This is a genomic window from Aquabacterium sp. A7-Y (assembly GCF_026153205.1).
Taxonomy (GTDB): domain Bacteria; phylum Pseudomonadota; class Gammaproteobacteria; order Burkholderiales; family Burkholderiaceae_C; genus Caldimonas.
Genome location: NZ_JAPFBW010000007.1, coordinates 165,223 through 184,531 on the forward strand (window position 1 = coordinate 165,223; position 19,309 = coordinate 184,531).

A 19,309-nucleotide genomic window follows, 5' to 3' on the forward strand; every position below is an offset into this window, starting at 1 on the left:
GAACAACCACGGAGCGACGTCGGCTGTGCTGAGCGATCACGACATCTACCTGTTCCGGGAAGGAACCCACGGCCGCCTCTACGACGCCCTCGGGGCCCACCTTGCCGACGACGGCCGGAGCGCCGGTTTCGCGGTCTGGGCTCCGAACGCCGAAGCGGTGAGCGTCATCGGCGACTGGAACGGCTGGAACGACCAGGCCCATCGCCTGGAGCCGCGCCCGGATGGCAGCGGCATCTGGGAAGGTTCGGTCAGCGGACCGCAGCGCGGTCACGCCTACAAGTACCGCATCCGCTCACGCCACGGCGGCGAACTGCTTGACAAGGCCGACCCCTTCGCCTGGTATGCCGAGCTGCCGCCGGCCACCGGCTCGCGGCTGTGGGACCTGGCCTACGAGTGGCAGGACCAGGAATGGATGGCGACACGCGCCGGCAAGAACGCCCTCGATGCCCCCATGTCGATCTACGAGGTGCACCCGGGCTCCTGGCGGCGCCGCGACGGCGAGTTCCTGCCGTGGCGGGAGCTGGCGCACGCGCTGGCCGACTACGTGCTGGAGATGGGCTTCACGCACGTCGAGCTGATGCCGGTCACCGAGCACCCCTTCTACGGCTCCTGGGGCTACCAGACCACCGGCTACTTCGCGCCCACCGCGCGCTACGGCACGCCGCAGGACTTCATGTACTTCGTCGACCACCTGCACGGCCGCGGCATTGGCGTGATCCTCGACTGGGTGCCCTCGCACTTCCCGTCCGACGCGCATGGACTGGCGCGCTTCGACGGCACCTATCTCTACGAGCACGCCGACCCCCGCCAGGGTTTCCACCCCGAGTGGAACTCCAGCATCTTCAACTACGGCCGCAACGAGGTGCGCAGCTTCCTGACCTCCTCGGCGCTGTTCTGGCTCGACAAGTACCACCTCGACGGGCTGCGCGTCGATGCGGTGGCCTCCATGCTCTACCTGGACTACGCGCGCAAGGACGGCGAGTGGATTCCCAATCGCCACGGCGGCAAGGAGAACCTGGAAGCGATCGAGTTTCTGCGCCGCATGAACGAGGCGGTCTACCGCGACCACCCGGACGTGGTGACCATCGCCGAGGAATCGACCGCCTGGCCCATGGTCTCACGGCCGACCTATCTCGGCGGCCTGGGCTTCGGCATGAAGTGGAACATGGGCTGGATGCACGATACCCTGGCCTACCTGAAGGAAGACCCGGTCCACCGCAAGTACCACCACGGCAAGCTGACCTTCTCGATGGTCTATGCCTTCAACGAGAACTTCGTGCTGCCGCTCTCGCACGACGAGGTGGTGCACGGCAAGGGCTCGCTGGTGAACAAGATGCCGGGCGACACCTGGCAGCAGTTCGCCAACCTGCGCGCGATGTACGGCTACATGTGGGCCCACCCGGGCAAGAAGCTGCTTTTCATGGGCGGCGAGTTCGGCCAGCGGCGCGAATGGACCCATGACGGCGAGCTCGAATGGTGGGTCACGCAGACCAGCCACCACGCAGGTGTGCAGCGTTTCGTGAAGGACCTCAACGCGCTTTACCGGCGTGAGCCGGCGCTGCACGAGGTCGACTTCGCCCACCCCGGCTTCGAATGGATCGAGGGCAACGACGCCGAGCACAGCGTGTTCGCCTTCCTGCGCAAGCCGGCCGACGGCGGTGCGCCGCTGCTGGTGGTCTGCAACCTCACGCCGCTGCCCCGCACCAATTACCTGCTCGGTGTTCCGGTGGCCGGCCGTTGGAGCGAGCTCATCAACAGCGACGCGCAGGACTACGGCGGCTCCGGCTGGGGCAACCTCGGCGGCGTCGAGGCGGCCCCGCTGCCCTCGCACGGCCAGCTGCAGGCCCTGAGCCTGACGCTGCCGCCCCTGGCCACCCTCATCCTGAAACCCGAAGCCGATGCCTAAGACGTCCAACCCCGCCGCCCCCGCCTCCGACGCCGCGAAGCCGCCGGTCAGGAAGACGGCCGCGGCCAAGCGGTCGGCAGCGGCGAAAAAGACGCCGACCGCCTCCCCGGTCGAAGCGGCGGCGCCGCCGGCCGCGAAAAGGCCCGCTGTCAGCGCCCGCCCCCCGGCGGCGCAGGCTGTGGACCTGCCCGGGGCCAATACGAAGGCGCTGGCGCAGGCCTCGCAGCCCGCGGTGTCCGGCGCCGGCAAGCCGGCTGCTGGGCGGGCACGCGCCGTCATCGATGCAGTGCTGCCCAACGTCGACGGTGGCCGTTTTGCCGTGAAGCGCGTCTGCGGCGAGCCGATGCAGGTCGAGGCGCACTGCTTCACCGATGGCCACGACGCACTGCGCGTTTTCCTGCTGTGGCGGTCGGAGGGCGAGAGCGCGCACCACGAAGTGGAAATGACGCTGCGCTACAACGACGAGTGGCTGGGCGAGTTCCCGCTCGAGGCGATGGGCCGCTACTTCTACACGGTGACCGCCTGGGTCGACCACTTCGAGTCCTGGCGCAAGGAGTTGCAACGCCGTGTCGAGCCCGCCGACATCCGCATCGCCGCCCAGGTCGGTGCCGGCCTGCTCGACGAAGCCGCGGCACGTGCCCAGGGTGACGACCGCCGCGCGCTGCAGGCCTGGGCGGTGCGGCTGCGCGAGCAGGGGCAGGCGAGCGACACCGATCCCGCGGCGCTCAAGGCGCAGGCGCTCGACGAGGGCCTGGCGGCCCTGACGCGGCGCTACCCCGACCGCAGCCTGGCCGTCACCTGGAGCCCCGAGCTGAGCGTGGTCGCCGACCGCGAGCGGGCCCGCTTCAGCAGCTGGTACGAGCTGTTCCCGCGCTCGGCCTCGCCGGAACCCGGCCGCCACGGCACCTTCCGGGACGTGGAGGCGCGTCTGCCCTATATCGCGCGGCTGGGTTTCGATGTCATCTACTTCCCGCCCATCCACCCGATCGGTCGCGAGAAGCGCAAGGGCAAGAACAACGCCCTGGCAGCACAGCCCGGCGACGTCGGCAGCCCCTGGGCCATCGGCGCCGCCGAGGGCGGCCACAAGGACATCCTGCCGGAGCTGGGCACGCCGGAGGACTTTCGCCGCCTGGTGGCGGCCGCGCGCGAGCAGGGCATGGAGCTGGCGATGGACATCGCCTACCAGTGCGCACCCGACCACCCCTATGTCGAGCAGCACCCGAGCTGGTTCCGCTGGCGCCCTGACGGCACCGTGCAGTACGCCGAGAACCCGCCCAAGAAGTACCAGGACATCTACCCCTTCAACTTCGAGAGCGAAGACTGGGCCGGCATGTGGGACGAGCTCAAGAGCGTGATCGACCACTGGGTGGGCGAGGGCGTGTCCATCTTCCGCGTCGACAACCCGCACACCAAGGCCTTCGCCTTCTGGGAATGGGCCATCGCCGAGGTCAAGCGCGAGCACCCGGAGGTGATCTTCCTGGCCGAGGCCTTCACCCGGCCCAAGGTCATGCACCGGCTTGCCAAGCTGGGCTTTACCCAGTCCTACACCTACTTCACCTGGCGCAATACCAAGCAGGAGCTGATCGAGTACTTCACGGAGCTGAGCCAGGGGCCGGGCCGCGAGTATTTCCGGCCCAACGTCTGGCCCAATACCCCGGACATCCTGCATGAGGCGCTGCAGTCGGGCGAGCGCGCCACCTTCATGGCCCGCCTGGTGCTGGCCGGCACCCTGTGCGCCAACTACGGCATCTACGGCCCCGCCTACGAGCTCATGGAGCACCTGCCGCGCGAGCACGGCAGCGAGGAGTACCTGCATTCCGAGAAGTACCAGCTGCGCCACTGGGACCTGGAGCGGCCCGACAGCCTGTCCAGCTTCATCGCACGGGTCAATGCGATCCGGCACGAGAACCGCGCACTGCAGTCGGACTGGAGCCTGTTGTTCTGCCCGGTCGACAACGACCAGCTGATCGCCTATGCCAAGCGCAGCCCCGACGGCGAGAACGTGGTGCTGTCGGTGGTCAACCTGGACCCGCACCATACGCAGTCGGGCTGGGTCGAGATCGACCTGGAGCAGCTGGGCGTGGAGGCCGACCGGCCCTACCAGATGCACGACCTGCTGAGCGGGCAGCGCTTCACCTGGCGGGGCGGGCGCAACTTCGTGATCCTGGACCCGCGGCGCTCGCCGGCGCACGTGTTCCGGGTGCGCCGCCACCTGCGCAGCGAAAAGGATTTCGACTACTTCGAATGAGGTCCACGCCATGATGAACACAGCGCCGACCCGCAGTGCCGTACCGGGTCACGTACTGAGCGCCAACCCGGCCCTCGACGAGGCGCTCTGGTACAAGGACGCGGTCATCTACCAGGTCAACGTCAAGGCGTTCTACGACTCCAACGACGACGGCATCGGCGACCTCAAGGGGCTGACCTCCAAGCTCGACTACATCAAGGAGCTGGGCGTCAACACGGTCTGGCTGATGCCCTTCTACCCCTCGCCGCTGCGCGACGACGGCTACGACATCTCGGACTACCACAACATCCACCCGATGTACGGCAATCGCACCGACTTCCGGGTGATGCTGCGCGAGGCCCACCGGCGCGGGCTCAAGGTGATCACCGAGTTGGTCATCAACCACACCTCGGACACCCACCCCTGGTTCCAGGCCGCGCGCCGCGCGCCGCCGGGATCGACCAAGCGCAACTACTACGTCTGGAGCGACGACGACCAGAAGTACAAGGGCACGCGCATCATCTTTACCGACACCGAGACCTCCAACTGGACCTGGGACCCGGTCGCCAAGGCCTACTACTGGCACCGCTTCTTCAGCCACCAGCCCGACCTCAACTTCGACAACCCGCACGTGCTGAAGGCGGTGTTCCGCACCATGCGCTTCTGGCTCGACATGGGAGTGGACGGCTTCCGGCTCGACGCGATTCCCTACCTGATCGAGCGCGACGGCACCAACAACGAGAACCTGCCCGAGACCCACGCGGTGATCAAGCAGCTGCGTTCGGCGATCGACTCGCGCTACAAGAACCGCTTCCTGCTGGCCGAGGCCAACCAGTGGCCCGAGGACGTGCGCGAGTACTTCGGCGACGGCGACGAGTGCCACATGTGCTACCACTTCCCGCTGATGCCGCGCATCTACATGAGCATCGCGCAGGAGGACCGCTACCCCATCATCGAGATCATGCAGCAGACCCCGGAGATCCCGGAGGGCTGCCAGTGGGCCATCTTCCTGCGCAACCACGACGAGCTGACGCTCGAGATGGTGACGAGCAAGGAGCGGGACTACATGTACAACACCTATGCCGCCGACCCGCGCGCCCGCATCAACCTCGGCATCCGGCGGCGGCTGGCGCCCCTGATGGAAAACGATCCGGACCGCGTCAAGCTGATGAACAGCCTGCTGCTGTCGATGCCGGGCTCGCCCATCATCTACTACGGCGACGAGATCGGCATGGGCGACAACGTCTTCGTCGGCGACCGCAACGGCGTGCGCACGCCGATGCAGTGGAGCCCTGACCGCAACGCCGGCTTCTCGCGCGCCGATCCGCAGCGGCTCTACCTGCCACCCATCATGGACCCGATCTACGGCTACCAGTCGGTCAATGTCGAGGCCCAGTCACGCGCGCAGAGCTCGCTGCTCAACTGGACCCGCCGCATGCTCGCGGTGCGCAAGACCAGCAAGGCCTTCGGACGCGGCAAGCGCAGCTTCCTCAAGCCCGGCAACCGCAAGATCCTGGCCTATCTGACCGAGTACGGCGAGGACGTGATCCTGTGCGTTGCCAATCTCAGCCGCACCGCCCAGCCGGTGGAGCTGGACCTGGCGCGCTTCAAGGGCCGGGTGCCGGTGGAGCTGCTCGGCCGCGTGACCTTCCCGCCGATCGGCGAACTGCCCTACCTGCTGACGCTGCCGGCCTACGGCTTCTACTGGTTCCGCCTCGCCACCGACGTCGAGGTGCCGCAGTGGCACGACGAGCGCATGGCGCCCGAGGACCGGCCGGTGCTGGTGCTGTTCGACGGCTGGAACAGCCTGTTCCGGGACCAGGTGGTGCCCTGGCGTATCGGCATGGCCGAGAAGACCCGGGCCCAGTTCGAGAACGAGGCGGTGCCGCGTTTTGTCGAGACCCAGCGCTGGTACGCGAGCAAGGACGCGAGCGTCAAGCGTGCCGCGCTGTGCGACCACGCCTTCTGGCGCGAAGGCGAGCTGACCTGGCTGCTGCCGCTGTTCGAACTCGAAGGGCCGCCGGAACGCTCGCGCTACTTCATGCCGCTGGCGCTGGCCTGGGAGGATCGCGACGAGGCCCGCCTGCCGGGGCTGATCCCGGCCATGGTCGCCAAGGTGCGGCAGCAGGCCAATGTCGGCGTGATGGCGGATGCTTTCAACGACGAGGTGTTCTGCCGCGCGGTGGTGACCGCCATCGGCACCGGCAGGGACATGGCGACTCAGCGCGGCCGGCTCCTGTTCCGCCCGACCTCGGCGTTCCGGGAGATCGCCGGCGACGACGTCTCCAAGCTGCCGGTGGGCCGACCGGGAGCGCAGAGCAGCAACACCGTCGTGACGCTGGACGAGCGGCTGTTCCTCAAGGGCTATCGGCGCGTGCGCCCGGGCATCAACCCCGAGTTGGAGATGGGCCGCTACCTGACCGAGGTGGTGCGCTACGCGCACTGCGTGCCGGTCGCCGGCGCGCTCGAGTATGTCGACGCCAACGGCGTGCAGAGCACGCTCGCGCTGGTGCAGGCCTACGTCTCCAACCAGGGCGACGGCTGGGACTACAGCGTCGCCTACCTGGAGCGTTTCCTGGACGAGCGCCGCACCGGAACGGCAGAGCTGCCGGAGGACGTGCACGGGGCCTACGTGGAACTGATCCGCACCCTGGGCCGACGCACCGCCGAGCTGCACATCGCGCTGGCCACGCGCAGCGGCGATCCCGCCTTCGACCCCGAGCCGCTGCGTGACGAGGACTTGCAGGTGCTGCGCCTGCAGGCCATCGAGGAAACCGAGTCGACCTTCAAGCTGCTGCAGGCCAGCATGGCGCAGCTGCCGCAGGCGGCCCAGGCCGACGCCCAGGCCTTGCTGGCGCGGCGCGAGCAGGTGTTGGCGCGCATTGACGTCGCCACGGCCCGCCTGCCCGAGGCGCTGAAGACGCGTTATCACGGCGACTTCCATCTGGGGCAGGTGCTGCTGACCAAAAACGACTTCGTCATCATCGACTTCGAAGGCGAGCCGGCGCGCAGCTTCGAGGAGCGCCGCGCCAAGCAGTCGGCGCTGCGCGACGTGGCGGGCATGCTGCGGTCCTTCAACTATGCGCACTGGGAAGGCCTGCGCCGGGTCGCCGAGGACAGCGAGCAGTTCCGCCGGCTGGCGCCCTTTGCGCGCGCCTGGGAGGCGCAGGTGCGACTGGCCTTCCTGCAGTCCTACGCGGAGACCGCGGCGATGGGCGGGCTCTACCCCTCGCTGGTGCCGGTGCAGGGGCTGCTCGACCTGTTCGAGCTGGAGAAGGCGCTCTACGAGCTGCGCTACGAACTCGGCAACCGCCCCGACTGGGTCGCCATCCCGCTGCACGGGATCGCCGGCCTGGCCGGCTGATCGACATCGCAGGCACGCGACGGCGTACCGTGCACGGCTAGGGAGACAACATGGAAAGCGTCGACATCCTGCTCGATCCGGTGCGGGTTTTTCTCGCCCAGGTCGGCGTGTTCCTGCCGCGGCTGCTGATTGCGCTGGTGGTGCTGATCGGCGGCTGGCTGCTCGCCAAGGTGATCCGCTTCGCGATCGAGAAGACGCTGCGGGCCCTCAACTTCAACGTGCTGACCGAGCGCGCCGGCATGGACGGGTTCCTGCGCCAGGGGGGTGTGCAGACCGACACCTCGCGCATCATCGGGCTGCTGGTGTACTGGCTGGTGATCCTCGGTGCGCTCGTGATCGCCTTCAATGGCCTGGGGCTGACCTACATCACCGAGCTGCTGGGCCGGGTGGTGCTGTTCGTGCCGCATGTCATCGTCGCGCTGGTGATCCTGGCCTTCGGCACCTACTTCGCGCGTTTCGTCAGTGAAACCGTGATCACCTACGCACGCAACATCGACCTCAAGGACGCCGAGCTGCTCGGCGCGCTGGCGCGCTACGCGATCATCACCTTCGTCGTGCTGATCGCGCTCGACCAGCTGGCTATCGGCGGCGACATCGTGCGTGAAAGCTTCCTCATCATCCTGGCCGGGGTGGTGCTGGCCGTCGCGCTGGCCTTCGGCCTGGGTGGCAAGGACTGGGCCGCCGACAAGCTGGAGCGCTGGTGGCCCAGCACCCGGGCGCCGCGCTCCGGGCGCCGCCCCGACGACGGCGACGATCTCACGCCCTGAACACGCCGCCCCTTATGAACCCGACTCGACACGACGAGCGGATCGGCATCGTCTGGCCCGGCCGACCCTATCCCTTCGGCGCCACCTGGGACGGCGAGGGCGTGAACTTCGCGGTCTTCTCCGAGCACGCCGAGAGCGTGGAGCTGTGCCTGTTCGATGCGGACGGCCGCCGCGAGCTGCAGCGCATCCCGCTGCGCGAGCGCAGCGACGACATCTGGCACTGCTACCTGCCGGAGGCGCGCCCGGGCCTGGCCTACGGCTTCCGGGTACACGGGCCCTACCGGCCCGAGGACGGCCACCGCTTCAACCCGCACAAGCTGCTGGTCGATCCCTATGCCAAGGACCTGGTGGGCGAGCTGCGCTGGAGCGACGCGCTCTACGGCTACACCATCGGCCACAAGAAGGAGGACCTGTCGCTGGACCGACGCGACAGCGCGCCCTTCATGCCCAAAGCGCGGGTGCTGGAGACCGCCTTCACCTGGGGCGACGACCGCCGCCCCGAGGTGCCCTGGGCCGACATGGTGATCTACGAGCTGCATGTGCGCGGCTTCACCAAGACGCACCCGCGGGTGCCGCCGCGCCTGCAGGGCACCTATGCGGCGATGGCCTGCGCGCCGGTGATCGACCACCTGCAGCGGCTCGGCGTCACCACCGTCGAGCTGATGCCCACGCACAGCTTCATCGACGAGCGCAGCCTGGCCGAGAAGGGGCTGCACAACTACTGGGGTTACAACACCCTGGGCTTTTTCGCGCCGCAGATGCGCTACAGCGCCTCGCGCAAGGTCAAGGAGTTCAAGACCATGGTCAAGGCCCTGCACTCGGCCGGGATCGAGGTCCTGCTCGACGTGGTCTACAACCACAGCTGCGAGGGCAACCACCTGGGGCCGACGCTGTCCTTCCGCGGCCTGGACAACGGCTCCTACTACAAGCCGGTGCCGGAAGACCGGCGTTACTACGCCGACTTCACCGGCTGCGGCAACACGCTGAACCTGGTGCATCCGCGTGTGCTGCAGCTGGTCATGGACTCGCTGCGCTACTGGGTCGAGGAGATGCACGTCGACGGCTTTCGCTTCGACCTGGCGCCGGCGCTGGCGCGCGCCCGCGGCAAGGTGGAACACCTGAGCGGCTTTTTCACGGCGATCTGCCAGGACCCGGTGCTCAACCGCGTCAAGCTGGTCGCCGAGCCCTGGGACCTGGGCCAGGACGGCTACCAGGTCGGGCGCTTCCCGGCCGGCTGGGCCGAGTGGAACGACCGCTACCGTGACGGCATGCGGGCCTACTGGAAGGGCGACCGCGGCTTGATCGGCGAGGTGGCACGCCGCGTTACCGGCTCCAGCGACCTCTACGAGTCGGCCGGCAAGCGGCCCCACGCCAGCATCAACTTCGTCACCGCACACGACGGCTTCACGCTGCACGACCTGGTCTCCTACAACAACAAGCACAACCATGCCAACGGCGAAGACAACCGCGACGGCACCGACCACAACCGATCGTGGAACTGCGGCGTCGAGGGCCCGACCGAGGATGCCGGGATCCGTCAGCTGCGCGAGCGGCAGAAGCGCAACTTCCTGACCACCGTGCTGCTCTCGCAGGGAGTGCCGATGCTGCTGGCCGGCGACGAGTTCGGCCACAGCCAGGACGGCAACAACAACGCCTACTGCCAGGACAACGCGCTGAGCTGGATCGACTGGCGGGAGACGCCCGAACGCCGGGCGCTGCTCGGTTTCGTGCAGCGTGTGGTGGCGTTGCGGCGGGGCCACCGCACCTTCCGGCGGCGCGGCTTTTTCGTCGGCCAGTCGCGCGAGGGCGATTTCAAGGACCTGGTCTGGCTGACCCCCGACGGTCGCGAGATGACCGAGGCCGACTGGAGCGACGCCGAGGCCCGCTGCTTCGGCATGTGCATCTTCGGCGCCGGCATTCCCGACGTCGATGGGCGCGGCGAGCCGATCCGCGACGACGACTTTCTGGTGATGTTCAACGCCCACCACGACGACGTGCACTTTGTCATGCCACCGCTGCCCGGGGCGTCTTGGCAGGCCCTGCTCGACACCCGCTACGAAACGGGCGAGCCGCCGCCGACGCTCTATCCTCAGGGCAAGACCTATGCGCTGTGCGGCCGCTCCATGGCGGCGCTGACGCGCTCCGCTTCGCTCGCACAGGGGCTGCCGCCGGCCCCCCCGACCGAGGGGGGTGCCGACGACGTCTGACGACACAGTTCACAAGGTCGTGACAAGCTGCCGTCTAATGTTTCACGTTGCTCGAGCAGCTACGGACTTGCCTGATATACGCACGCGAGCCCGTCTCTAAACTCCTCCTCAATGTCAGCCGGCGGGGCACTTCACGAGGCAGCCCGGCCGGTCACCCCCAGTTGCAGCCCGCCCGGCTGCCGGAGTGAAGAGATGAAATACGCCGACCCCAGCTGTCCCGAGCTGCTGCCCGACCTGCAGGAGAACGACGAGCTTCCCGAGCAGGTCGTCGCGCCGGCCGCGAACACCCCGCGGCACGAGTTGCTGATGCCCGGGCCGGGCCTGGTGGAGCGCTGCAGCCGCGAGTCGCTGCGCCTGCTGCAGGACAACCTGACACCGCAGGGCATCCTTGCCGCCAGCCGTACCGCAGCGGCCGAGGCGCGCAGCTACACCCGCATCTTCGGCCGCGATGCGGCGATCTGCGTGCTCGCGATGGCCGGCAGCGGCGTCGAGGCGCTGGAGCAGGGCGCCGTCGCCAGCCTGGACTCGCTGGCCCGCCTGCAGGCCCCCAACGGGCAGATCCCGAAATACGTCGACCCCGAGGGGCAGGACGCCGACTTCTGGTACCTCGGCTGCATCGACGCCACGCTCTGGTGGCTGATCGCGGTGGATCACACCCGCCGGCATGGCGCAGTGGCCGGGCTGGAAGGCCGCTGGGAGACAGAGGTGCAGCGGGCGCTGTTGTGGCTGCAGGCGCAGGAGCACCAGCGCTTTTTCCTGCTGCAGCAGAACGAGGCGAGCGACTGGGCCGACATCATGCCGCGCTCGGGTTTCGTGCTCTACACCAATGCGCTCTGGTACCGCGTCAAGCAGTTGTTCGACCTGCCCCACCAGCAGGAGACGCACTACCACTTCAACCACGTCTTCCACCCCTTCCAGCAGGAGCTGCCCGAGTACCGGCGCACCCGGCTGCTGGGCCACTACGCGCGCCGCGGGCAGCGCAACCCCGGGCTCTACCTGAGTTTCGTGAACCTGTCCTTCGCCGGCGAGGAGGGCGATGTCTTCGGCAATGTGCTGGCCGTGCTGTACGGGCTGGCGGGCGATTCGATGGCGCACGGCATCGTCAAGACCCTCGTCAATGCCGGCGTCTCCGATCCCTACCCCATCCGCACCGTCACGCGGCCGATCACGCCTGGCGATGAGCTGTGGCGCCTCTACATGGCGCGCCACAAGCAGAACCACCCGCACCAGTACCACAACGGCGGCATCTGGCCCTTCATCGGCGGCTTCTGGGCCATGGCATTGGCAAGCCTGGGCCAGCACGAGGTCGCCCGCAAGGAGCTGGCCAAGCTCGCCCTGACCAACAGCCTGGACGGCTGGCGTTTCACCGAGTGGTTCCACGGTCAGAGTTTCGAGCCGATGGGCATGGCGGGACAGAGCTGGAACGCGGCAGCCTTCCTGATGGCCCGCCAGGCGATAGAGACCGGCCGGTTCGCGATGTGAGGCCGGCCCGCCCGAGGGGCGGCCGGACCTTCAGCCCCCGGCGCAGGACGCGTTCGGGGCCTCCGCCGCCTGGCCGGCCGGGACGCCCCAGCCGGTGTCCTGCGTCGGCAGGGCCAGCAGCAGTTCGGCGATCTCGACCGGCTTGCGCAGATGGGCAAAAAATCCCGCCTTCAGGATGCGCGCATGCGCCCGGGCCGCCGGCCAGCCGGTCAGCGCAATCAGGCGGGCGTGGCTGCCCCAGCCGGTTTGCCGGAACAGGCGGGCTGCTTCCAGGCCACTCACCCCCGGCATGCCGATGTCGGTGATCACGACCTCCGGGCGCAGCACCTCGCCCAGCCGCAGCCCCTCGGTCGCGCTGTGGGCCACCAGGGCCTGGTGGCCATAAAAGAGCAGCAGGTCGGCCAGGCCGCGGGCTGCGTCGGCGTCGTCGTCCACGATCAGGATACGCACGTATCAACCTCCATCAGGGGTCAAGCAAGGTCCGTGCCCCGGCATTCGCGGCCGGGGACAGAGCGCGGCATAGCGATTGCTCAACCAGCGACACTGGTTTCGACGAGCACATTCCATGAGCGATCACTTCGATACCGCCCGACTACAAGAAGGTTCCCCGTTTCCGCGTGGCGCCACCTTTGACGGCAAGGGAGTCAACTTTGCGATCTTCTCGGCGCACGCCACCAAGGTGGAGGTCTGCCTCTTTGACGAGGCGGGCGAGCGCGAAACCGCGCGCATCGTGCTGCCCGAATACACCGATGAGGTGTGGCACGGCTACGTGGCCGGGCTGCAGCCCGGCACCCGCTACGCCTACCGGGTTCACGGCCCATACGAACCCGACGCCGGCCACCGCTTCAATCCCAACAAGCTGGTGCTGGACCCGTATGCCAAGGCGCATGTCGGCCAGCTGCGCTGGGCGCCCGAGCTGTTCGGCTACACCCTGGGCCACCCGGACGCCGACCTGAGTTTCGACCAGCGCGACAGCGCGGCCTTCATGCCCAAGTGTGTGGTGGTCGACTCTCGCTTCGAATGGAAGCAGACCGACCGCATCCGGGTGCCGTGGGACCGCACCGTGATCTACGAGACCCATCTGCGCGGCTACACCAAGTTGCACCCGGCCGTGCCCGAGCACTTGCGGGGCACCTTCGCCGGCTTCGCAGCGGATGCAGTGGTCGAGGGCATCCGCGAGCTCGGCGTGACCAGCGTCGAGCTGCTGCCGATCCAGATGTACGTGAGCCAGCAGTCGCTGATCGACAAGGGCCTGTCCAACTACTGGGGTTACGACACGCTGGGCTTTTTCGCGCTGCACCCCGCCTATATGAGCACGCCGTGGATCGACGAGTTCAAGGCGATGGTGGACCGCTACCACGCCGCCGGCCTCGAAATCATCCTCGATGTCGTCTACAACCACACGCCCGAAGGCAACGAGCTGGGCCCGACGCTCTCCTTCAAGGGGGTGGACAACGCCAGCTACTACCGCCTGATGCCGGACCAGCCGCGCTACTACATCAACGACACCGGCACCGGCAACACGCTCAACCTCAGCCACCCCCGCGTGCTGCAGATGGTGACCGACAGCCTGCGCTACTGGGCCACCGAGATGCGGGTGGACGGCTTCCGCTTCGACCTGGCGACCATCCTCGCGCGCGAGCCGCACGGCTTTGACGACGGCGGCGGTTTCCTCGACAGCTGTCGGCAGGACCCGGTGCTCTCCAGCGTGAAGCTCATCGCCGAACCCTGGGACTGCGGGCCGGGCGGCTACCAGGTGGGCCGTTTCCCGCCCGGCTGGGCCGAGTGGAACGACAGCTTCCGGGATACCGTGCGGGGCTGGTGGAAGGGCGAGGAGGGCCTGGCGCCCGAGCTGGCGAAGCGCTTGACCGCCTCCGGCGACAAGTTCAACCGGCGCGGCCGCCGCCCCTGGGCCAGCGTCAACTTCGTTGCCGCCCACGACGGCTTCACGGTCAACGACCTGGTCAGCTACAACGACAAGCACAACGAGGCCAACGGCGAGGACAACCGCGACGGGCATTCCGACAACCGCTCCTGGAACTGCGGCGCCGAGGGCCCGAGCGACGATCCCGAGATCGTCGAATTGCGCGAACGCCAGAAACGCAACCTGCTGGCGACCCTGCTGCTGGCGCAGGGCACACCCATGCTGCTGGCTGGCGACGAGTTCGGCCGCACGCAGCGGGGCAACAACAACGCCTACTGCCAGGACAACGAGATCTCCTGGGTGGATTGGCAGGGCATCGACGAGCGGGGCAGGGCGCTGACGAACTTCGTGCGCAAGCTGCTCGCGCTGCGCCACGCGCTGCCGGTGCTGCATCGCAGCCGCTTCCTGACCGGCGAATGGAACGAGGCGCTGCAGGTCAAGGACGCCACCTGGTTGAGCCCGGACGGCAGCGAGCTCACGCCCGAGCAGTGGAGCGACCCGACGATGCGCTGCTTCGGGGTGGTGCTCGATGGGCGCGCCCAGGCCACCGGCATCCCGCGGCGCGCCTCGGACGCGACCTTGCTGCTGGTCCTGAACGCCTGGCAGGACCTGGTCGAGTTCACCCTGCCCGAGGTGCCGGGCGGCTCGCGCTGGACCTGCCTGGTGGACACCAACGCGCCCGACCTCGAACGCTTGCCGGAGATCGACGCCGGCGACAGTTACCAGGTGACCGGGCGTTCGCTGCTGCTGCTGAAGCTGAACGCGCCGAGCACAGCGGAGTCGACCTTCGCGCAGCTGGAGACGGTGCTGACAGGTTCGGGCGAGGCGCCCTGACCCCTGAGGGCCGCTACGCGGTGGCGGCCCCTCTCCTTACAGTTCCAGCACGAACACCTGGGCGGCAGCTCTTTCCTGTAGGTTGTGGCCTTCCAGCGGCCCGGCCCACTCCGGCGACGCACCGGCGGCCAGGGGTGTCAGCCCGAAGGTCATGACCGCGACTTCCTCAGAAGTGCCGTCGATTTCGGCGACGAGGCGGCGTTCGGCGTCGAAGAGCTTGGCGATCATTGGCCCGCCCGCTTCGATCAGCACGAGATACCTGGCCGGGTTGGGTTTGTGCATAGGTGCTCCATCGGCTCGCTGGGGTCGAGCCTAGCATGCATGGGAAGTACCTGGCGTCGGGAGGATGCCGACAGCGCGGCCGCGCGCCGGCCGCGGCGCTTAGAATCGCGCCTGGACCGCGTCTGGCGGCCCCACGTCTGCCCGTAGCTCAACTGGATAGAGCAACTGCCTTCTAAGCAGTAGGTCGGGGGTTCGAGTCCCTCCGGGCAGGCCAGCTGCAGCGGCCTGCTTGCTACCGCTGCGCGACTCAGCGCCGCTGGTACTGCTGCGAACCGAACAGCACCTCGCGCGCCTTGTCGTCCGTCAACTCCTTGCGTGCCTTGGCCAGCACCTCGACGCCGCGCTGGACTGCCGGTCGCTCGGCGATCTCGTCGAACCAGCGCTTGAGGGCCGGATAGTCGGCCCAGTCTATGCCCTGGTTCTTCCACGAACGCAGCCATGGAAAGATCGCGATGTCGGCGATGCTGTAGGTGTCGCCGCCGATGTAGCGGCTCTGGCCCAGCCGCTTGTCCATCACGCCGTAGAGCCGCTTCGCCTCGTTGGTGTAGCGGTCGATCGCGTAGGAGATCTTCTCCGGCGCGTACATCCGGAAGTGGTGCGCCTGGCCCAGCATGGGGCCTACGCCACCCATCTGGAACATCAGCCACTGGAGCACCTCGAACTTTTCCCGGTCCCCCTGGGGCAGGAAACGGCCGGTCTTGGCCGCAAGATAGAGCAGAATGGCACCCGACTCGAACAAGGAGATCGGCCGGCCGTCCGGCCCGACCGGGTCGACGATGGCCGGGATCTTGTTGTTCGGGCTGATGTCCAGAAAGTCCGGCTTGAACTGGTCGCCGGCGCCGATGTCGACTGCAATCGCCTTGTAGGGCAGGCCGCACTCTTCGAGCATGATGTGCACTTTGTGGCCGTTGGGCGTTGCCCAGGAATACACTTCGATCATCTGGCGCTACTCCGTTGCTGTTGGTGGTGGCTGATCGCTGGAATCTAGCAGGGTGTTGAAAAGCCCGTCGGGACGCGGCCTGAGCCTGTGAACCACTGGAGTGAACACAGGTCCGGGCGGCGGCCCCCATCGTACGAAAAACGATGCTGAATGCACTGAAACGCTGGTTGGGGGGACCCGGGCCCGTCGTCGACCTTGCGTCGGTCGAGGCCTGGGCCCTGGGTCGGGGCTATCAATTGCGACGGGATCGGGAGTCGCTCAAGGTCCTGATGGAAGGCGACTACGACGGCGAGCGCTGGCGGCTCGAGTACGGCCCGCCGCAGCGCGCTTACATCGATGGCCTGGAACTGCGCATGCGCATGGAGCTGCACCTGCCGCCCACGCTCAACGTGCTCCTGATGACCCGCGTCCTGAAGGACAAGCTGGAAACCGCGGCCTTCGAGCGTTTCACCAAGCGGGTGGAGACCCACATCGACACCGCGTCGCCGGAAGAGATGCGCTGGCTGGCCATGTACCCCAAGGTCGCGCTGCCGTCCTCGCCACCGCTGAAGCAGCACTTCGGCATGGTCTCCAACGCGCCGCACGCGGCGTCCGGCTGGGTGCAGGGGCCGCTGGGCGAGCGGCTGTCGGTGCAGGCCGTGAGCACGCTGGAGGGGGTGCCCTTCGTCCTGATGACCCTCAGGGGGCGTCTCTACCTGCGCATGCGCCTGCCCAAGCTGCCGCTGTCGCTGCTGGAGGAGGTGGTGGAGCTGTTTCGCCTGGCCGCCGAGCGCGCCAAGGAGGCCATGTTGGCCTGGGAGGAGGACAGCGACGGCTCCTGGATGAGCACCACCTCGATCGCCTGGCAGCACGACTCCCACATCGAGCTGCCGCTCGACTCGCAGCCCCCGCCGGTCAAGCCGCCGAAATAAAAAAGCCCCGGCAGCGCATGCCGGGGCCGCAGGGGCCGCAGCCCCGGGGCTCAGGCGGCGTGCTTGCCCAGCTCGATCTTCGCGATGGCGTTGCGGTGCACCTCGTCGGGGCCGTCCGCCAGGCGCAGGGTGCGGGCCTGGGTGTAGAAGGAGGCGAGCGGGAAGTCGTCGCAGACACCGCCACCGCCGTGGGCTTGCAGCGCCCAGTCGATCACCTGGCAGGCCATGTTGGGCGCCACCACCTTGATCATCGCGATCTCGGCCTTGGCGGCCTTGTTGCCGGCGACGTCCATCATCCAGGCGGCCTTGAGGGTCAGCAGGCGCGCCTGGTCGATCTTGCAGCGGGCCTCGGCGATGCGCTCCTGGGTGACGGTCTGCGCGGCCACCGGCTTGCCGAAGGCCACGCGCGCCGAGGCGCGCTTGCACATCAGCTCCAGCGAGCGCTCGGCCAGGCCGATCAGGCGCATGCAGTGGTGGATGCGGCCGGGGCCGAGGCGGCCCTGCGCGATCTCGAAGCCGCGGCCTTCGCCCAGCAGCATGTTGGACGCCGGCACGCGCACGTTCTCGAACAGCACCTCCATGTGGCCGTGCGGTGCGTCGTCGTAGCCGAACACGTTGAGCGGCCGCAGGATCTTGACGCCCTTCGTCTCGGTGGGCACCAGGATCATGGACTGCTGCTGGTGGCGCGGCGCCTCGGGGTCGGTCTTGCCCATGAAGATCATGACCTTGCAGCGCGGATCGCCGGCGCCCGAGGTCCACCACTTGCGGCCGTTGATGACGTATTCGTCGCCCTGGCGCTCGATGCGGGCGCAGATGTTGGTCGCGTCGGAGGAGGCCACCTCGGGTTCGGTCATCGCGAAGGCGCTGCGGATCTTGCCCTCCAGCAGGGGCTGCAGCCACTGGCGCTTCTGCTCCTCGGTGCCGTAGCGCACCAGCACTTCCATGTTGCCGGTGTCGGGCGCCGAGCAGTTGAAGACCTCGCTGGACCAGGGCACCCGGCCCATGATTTCAGCCAGCGGCGCGTATTCCTGGTTGCTCAGGCCGGCGCCGAGCGTGCTGTCGGGCAGGAACAGGTTCCACAGACCCGCCTCGCGTGCCTTGGGCTTGAGCTCCTCCAGCAATTGCAGCGGCGTCCAGCGCTTGCCCGCGCGGGTGTTGGCCTCGATCTCTTCGTTGAAGCGGGCTTCGTTCGGGTAGATGTGCTGGGCCATGAAAGCCGTCAGGCGGGCCTGCAGCTCTTTGGTCTTGGGAGAGTAGTCGAAGTCCATGGGATCTCCGTGGTGGGTATGGGAGCGGCGCGGGCGCGCGGCGGCGCCCGCGGCGGATCAGTCGCGCACGTTCTGTGCGAAGCGCCAGGCCATCTCGGCCATCGGACGGGCGCCGGCGGCGGTCTGCTTGGCCTGTGCGCTCGAGGCGGTACCGTCGACCACCCGTTTCGCGATGCCCTGCATGATCCCGGCGATGCGGAACATGTTGTAGGCCATGTAGAAGTTCCAGTCCGCCATCACCGCGTCAGGGTCGGCGCGGCCGGTGCGCTCGCAGTAGCGGCTCACGTACTCGCGTTCGACCGGGATGCCGAGCCCGGCATGGTCCAGCCCGCCGATGCCGCGAAAAGTGCCGGGCGGGATGTGCCAGGCCATGCAGTGGTAGCTGAAGTCGGCCAGCGGGTGGCCCAGCGTCGAAAGCTCCCAGTCCAGCACCGCCAGCACGCGCGGCTCGGTCGGGTGGAAGATCACGTTGTCGAGCCGGTAGTCGCCGTGCACGATCGACACCTGACTGTCGTCCCGGGCGCTGGCCGGGACGTGCGCCGGCAGCCACTCGATCAGGCGGTCCATCTCGACGATGGGCTCGGTGATCGAGGCCTGGTACTGCTTGCTCCAGCGGGCGATCTGGCGCTCGAAGTAGTTGCCGGGCTTGCCGTAGTCGCCCAGGCCGCGGGCCTTGAAGTCGACCCGGTGCAACGCTGCGATGACCCGGTTCAGCTCGTCGTAGATGGCGCCGCGCTGCTCGCGGCTCATGCCGGGCAGCGACTGGTCCCACAGCACCCGTCCCTCGACGAACTCCATCACGTAGAAGGCGCGGCCGATGATGGCCTCGTCCTCGCACAGCAGGTGCATCTGCGCGACCGGCACCTCGGTGCCGTACAGCCCCTTCATGACGGCGAACTCGCGCTCGATTGCGTGGGCCGAGGGCAGCAGCTTGGCGACCGGCCCGGGCTTGGCGCGCATCACATAGCTGCGCGAGGGCGTGACGAGCTTGTAGGTGGGGTTCGACTGCCCGCCCTTGAACTGCTCCACCGTCAGCGGCCCGGCATACCCCGGCAAGTGTTGCTGGAGGTAGGCGGAGAGAGCCTCGGTGTCAAAGGCGTGCGACCCGCTGACGGGGCGGGTTCCGGTGTAGGCGTCCATCAGTTCATGCTTCCTGCGGTTCTTGAACGAAGAAGCGATGCCGGGACGCCGCGCGTG

13 protein-coding genes and 1 tRNA gene are annotated in these 19,309 nt (G+C 68.0%); 9 read left to right on the plus strand and 5 right to left on the minus strand.

Annotated elements, in window-relative coordinates:
• Positions 1-25: 25 nt before the first annotated feature.
• From glgB to OOT46_RS08295, 6 genes are all read left to right on the plus strand, one after another.
• Positions 26-1,906, plus strand: coding sequence for a 1,4-alpha-glucan branching protein GlgB (gene glgB, locus OOT46_RS08270; protein WP_265403114.1), 1,881 nt, complete (start codon positions 26-28; stop codon positions 1,904-1,906).
• Entirely contained in the window at positions 1,899-4,154 is a 2,256-nt protein-coding gene (locus tag OOT46_RS08275; RefSeq protein WP_265403115.1) for an alpha-1,4-glucan--maltose-1-phosphate maltosyltransferase, read from the plus strand. Before glgB ends, OOT46_RS08275 begins: the two co-directional genes overlap by 8 nt.
• 10 nt (positions 4,155-4,164) lie before the next feature.
• A complete protein-coding gene (gene treS / locus OOT46_RS08280) occupies positions 4,165-7,497 on the plus strand; it encodes a maltose alpha-D-glucosyltransferase (protein ID WP_265403116.1) in 3,333 nt (1,110 codons plus the stop codon).
• Positions 7,498-7,547: 50 nt separating this feature from the next.
• Positions 7,548-8,264, plus strand: a complete 717-nt coding sequence (locus OOT46_RS08285) for a mechanosensitive ion channel family protein (RefSeq protein ID WP_265403117.1) — start codon at positions 7,548-7,550, stop codon at positions 8,262-8,264.
• 14 nt (positions 8,265-8,278) lie between these two features.
• The gene (gene glgX / locus OOT46_RS08290) at positions 8,279-10,471 is read left to right on the plus strand and encodes a glycogen debranching protein GlgX (protein WP_265403118.1); all 2,193 of its coding nucleotides are present in this window, start codon (positions 8,279-8,281) and stop codon (positions 10,469-10,471) included.
• Between the two features lie 306 nt (positions 10,472-10,777).
• Positions 10,778-11,953, plus strand: a complete 1,176-nt coding sequence (locus OOT46_RS08295; protein ID WP_265403190.1) for an amylo-alpha-1,6-glucosidase — start codon at positions 10,778-10,780, stop codon at positions 11,951-11,953.
• A 30-nt stretch (positions 11,954-11,983) separates the two neighbouring features.
• Here OOT46_RS08295 and OOT46_RS08300 read toward each other — a convergent pair whose 3' ends face one another.
• A complete protein-coding gene (locus OOT46_RS08300; RefSeq protein ID WP_265403119.1) occupies positions 11,984-12,403 on the minus strand; it encodes a response regulator in 420 nt (139 codons plus the stop codon).
• A gap of 115 nt (positions 12,404-12,518) precedes the next feature.
• Between OOT46_RS08300 and glgX (OOT46_RS08305) the strand changes: the two genes are divergently transcribed.
• A complete protein-coding gene (gene glgX, locus OOT46_RS08305; protein ID WP_265403120.1) occupies positions 12,519-14,711 on the plus strand; it encodes a glycogen debranching protein GlgX in 2,193 nt (730 codons plus the stop codon).
• A 36-nt stretch (positions 14,712-14,747) separates the two neighbouring features.
• On the opposite strand, the gene OOT46_RS08310 is transcribed toward glgX (OOT46_RS08305), so the two are convergent.
• Positions 14,748-14,993: a hypothetical protein gene (locus OOT46_RS08310; RefSeq protein WP_265403121.1), complete on the minus strand. Its 246-nt coding sequence runs from the start codon at positions 14,991-14,993 to the stop codon at positions 14,748-14,750.
• A gap of 137 nt (positions 14,994-15,130) precedes the next feature.
• Between OOT46_RS08310 and OOT46_RS08315 the strand changes: the two genes are divergently transcribed.
• Positions 15,131-15,207, plus strand: a tRNA-Arg gene (locus OOT46_RS08315).
• Between the two features lie 33 nt (positions 15,208-15,240).
• Here the strand turns inward: OOT46_RS08315 and OOT46_RS08320 are convergent.
• Positions 15,241-15,933 carry a glutathione S-transferase C-terminal domain-containing protein gene (locus OOT46_RS08320; protein ID WP_265403122.1) on the minus strand — a complete coding sequence of 231 codons (693 nt, stop codon included), beginning with the start codon at positions 15,931-15,933 and terminating at the stop codon, positions 15,241-15,243.
• A 143-nt stretch (positions 15,934-16,076) separates the two neighbouring features.
• Here OOT46_RS08320 and OOT46_RS08325 point away from each other — a divergent pair, with 143 nt between their 5' ends.
• Positions 16,077-16,844 (plus strand): hypothetical protein, encoded by a 768-nt coding sequence (locus OOT46_RS08325; protein ID WP_265403123.1) that lies wholly within the window; start codon positions 16,077-16,079, stop codon positions 16,842-16,844.
• A gap of 50 nt (positions 16,845-16,894) precedes the next feature.
• Here the strand turns inward: OOT46_RS08325 and OOT46_RS08330 are convergent, their stop codons facing one another.
• A complete protein-coding gene (locus tag OOT46_RS08330) occupies positions 16,895-18,112 on the minus strand; it encodes an acyl-CoA dehydrogenase family protein (RefSeq protein WP_265403124.1) in 1,218 nt (405 codons plus the stop codon).
• Positions 18,113-18,169: 57 nt separating this feature from the next.
• On the minus strand, positions 18,170-19,252 hold the full coding sequence (locus tag OOT46_RS08335) for a phosphotransferase (RefSeq protein WP_265403125.1): 1,083 nt from the start codon (positions 19,250-19,252) through the stop codon (positions 18,170-18,172).
• Between the last annotated feature and the right edge of the window lie 57 nt (positions 19,253-19,309).

Coding starts and splice junctions, on each gene's coding strand:
- OOT46_RS08275 (WP_265403115.1), top strand. CDS start 1,899: ATGCCTAAGACGTCCAACCCCGCCGCCCCCGCCTCCGACGCCGCGAAG.
- treS (WP_265403116.1), top strand. CDS start 4,165: ATGATGAACACAGCGCCGACCCGCAGTGCCGTACCGGGTCACGTACTG.
- OOT46_RS08285 (WP_265403117.1), top strand. CDS start 7,548: ATGGAAAGCGTCGACATCCTGCTCGATCCGGTGCGGGTTTTTCTCGCC.
- glgX (WP_265403118.1), top strand. CDS start 8,279: ATGAACCCGACTCGACACGACGAGCGGATCGGCATCGTCTGGCCCGGC.
- OOT46_RS08295 (WP_265403190.1), top strand. CDS start 10,778: ATGCCCGGGCCGGGCCTGGTGGAGCGCTGCAGCCGCGAGTCGCTGCGC.
- glgX (WP_265403120.1), top strand. CDS start 12,519: ATGAGCGATCACTTCGATACCGCCCGACTACAAGAAGGTTCCCCGTTT.
- OOT46_RS08310 (WP_265403121.1), bottom strand. CDS start 14,993: ATGCACAAACCCAACCCGGCCAGGTATCTCGTGCTGATCGAAGCGGGC.
- OOT46_RS08320 (WP_265403122.1), bottom strand. CDS start 15,933: ATGATCGAAGTGTATTCCTGGGCAACGCCCAACGGCCACAAAGTGCAC.
- OOT46_RS08325 (WP_265403123.1), top strand. CDS start 16,077: ATGCTGAATGCACTGAAACGCTGGTTGGGGGGACCCGGGCCCGTCGTC.
- OOT46_RS08330 (WP_265403124.1), bottom strand. CDS start 18,112: ATGGACTTCGACTACTCTCCCAAGACCAAAGAGCTGCAGGCCCGCCTG.
- OOT46_RS08335 (WP_265403125.1), bottom strand. CDS start 19,252: ATGGACGCCTACACCGGAACCCGCCCCGTCAGCGGGTCGCACGCCTTT.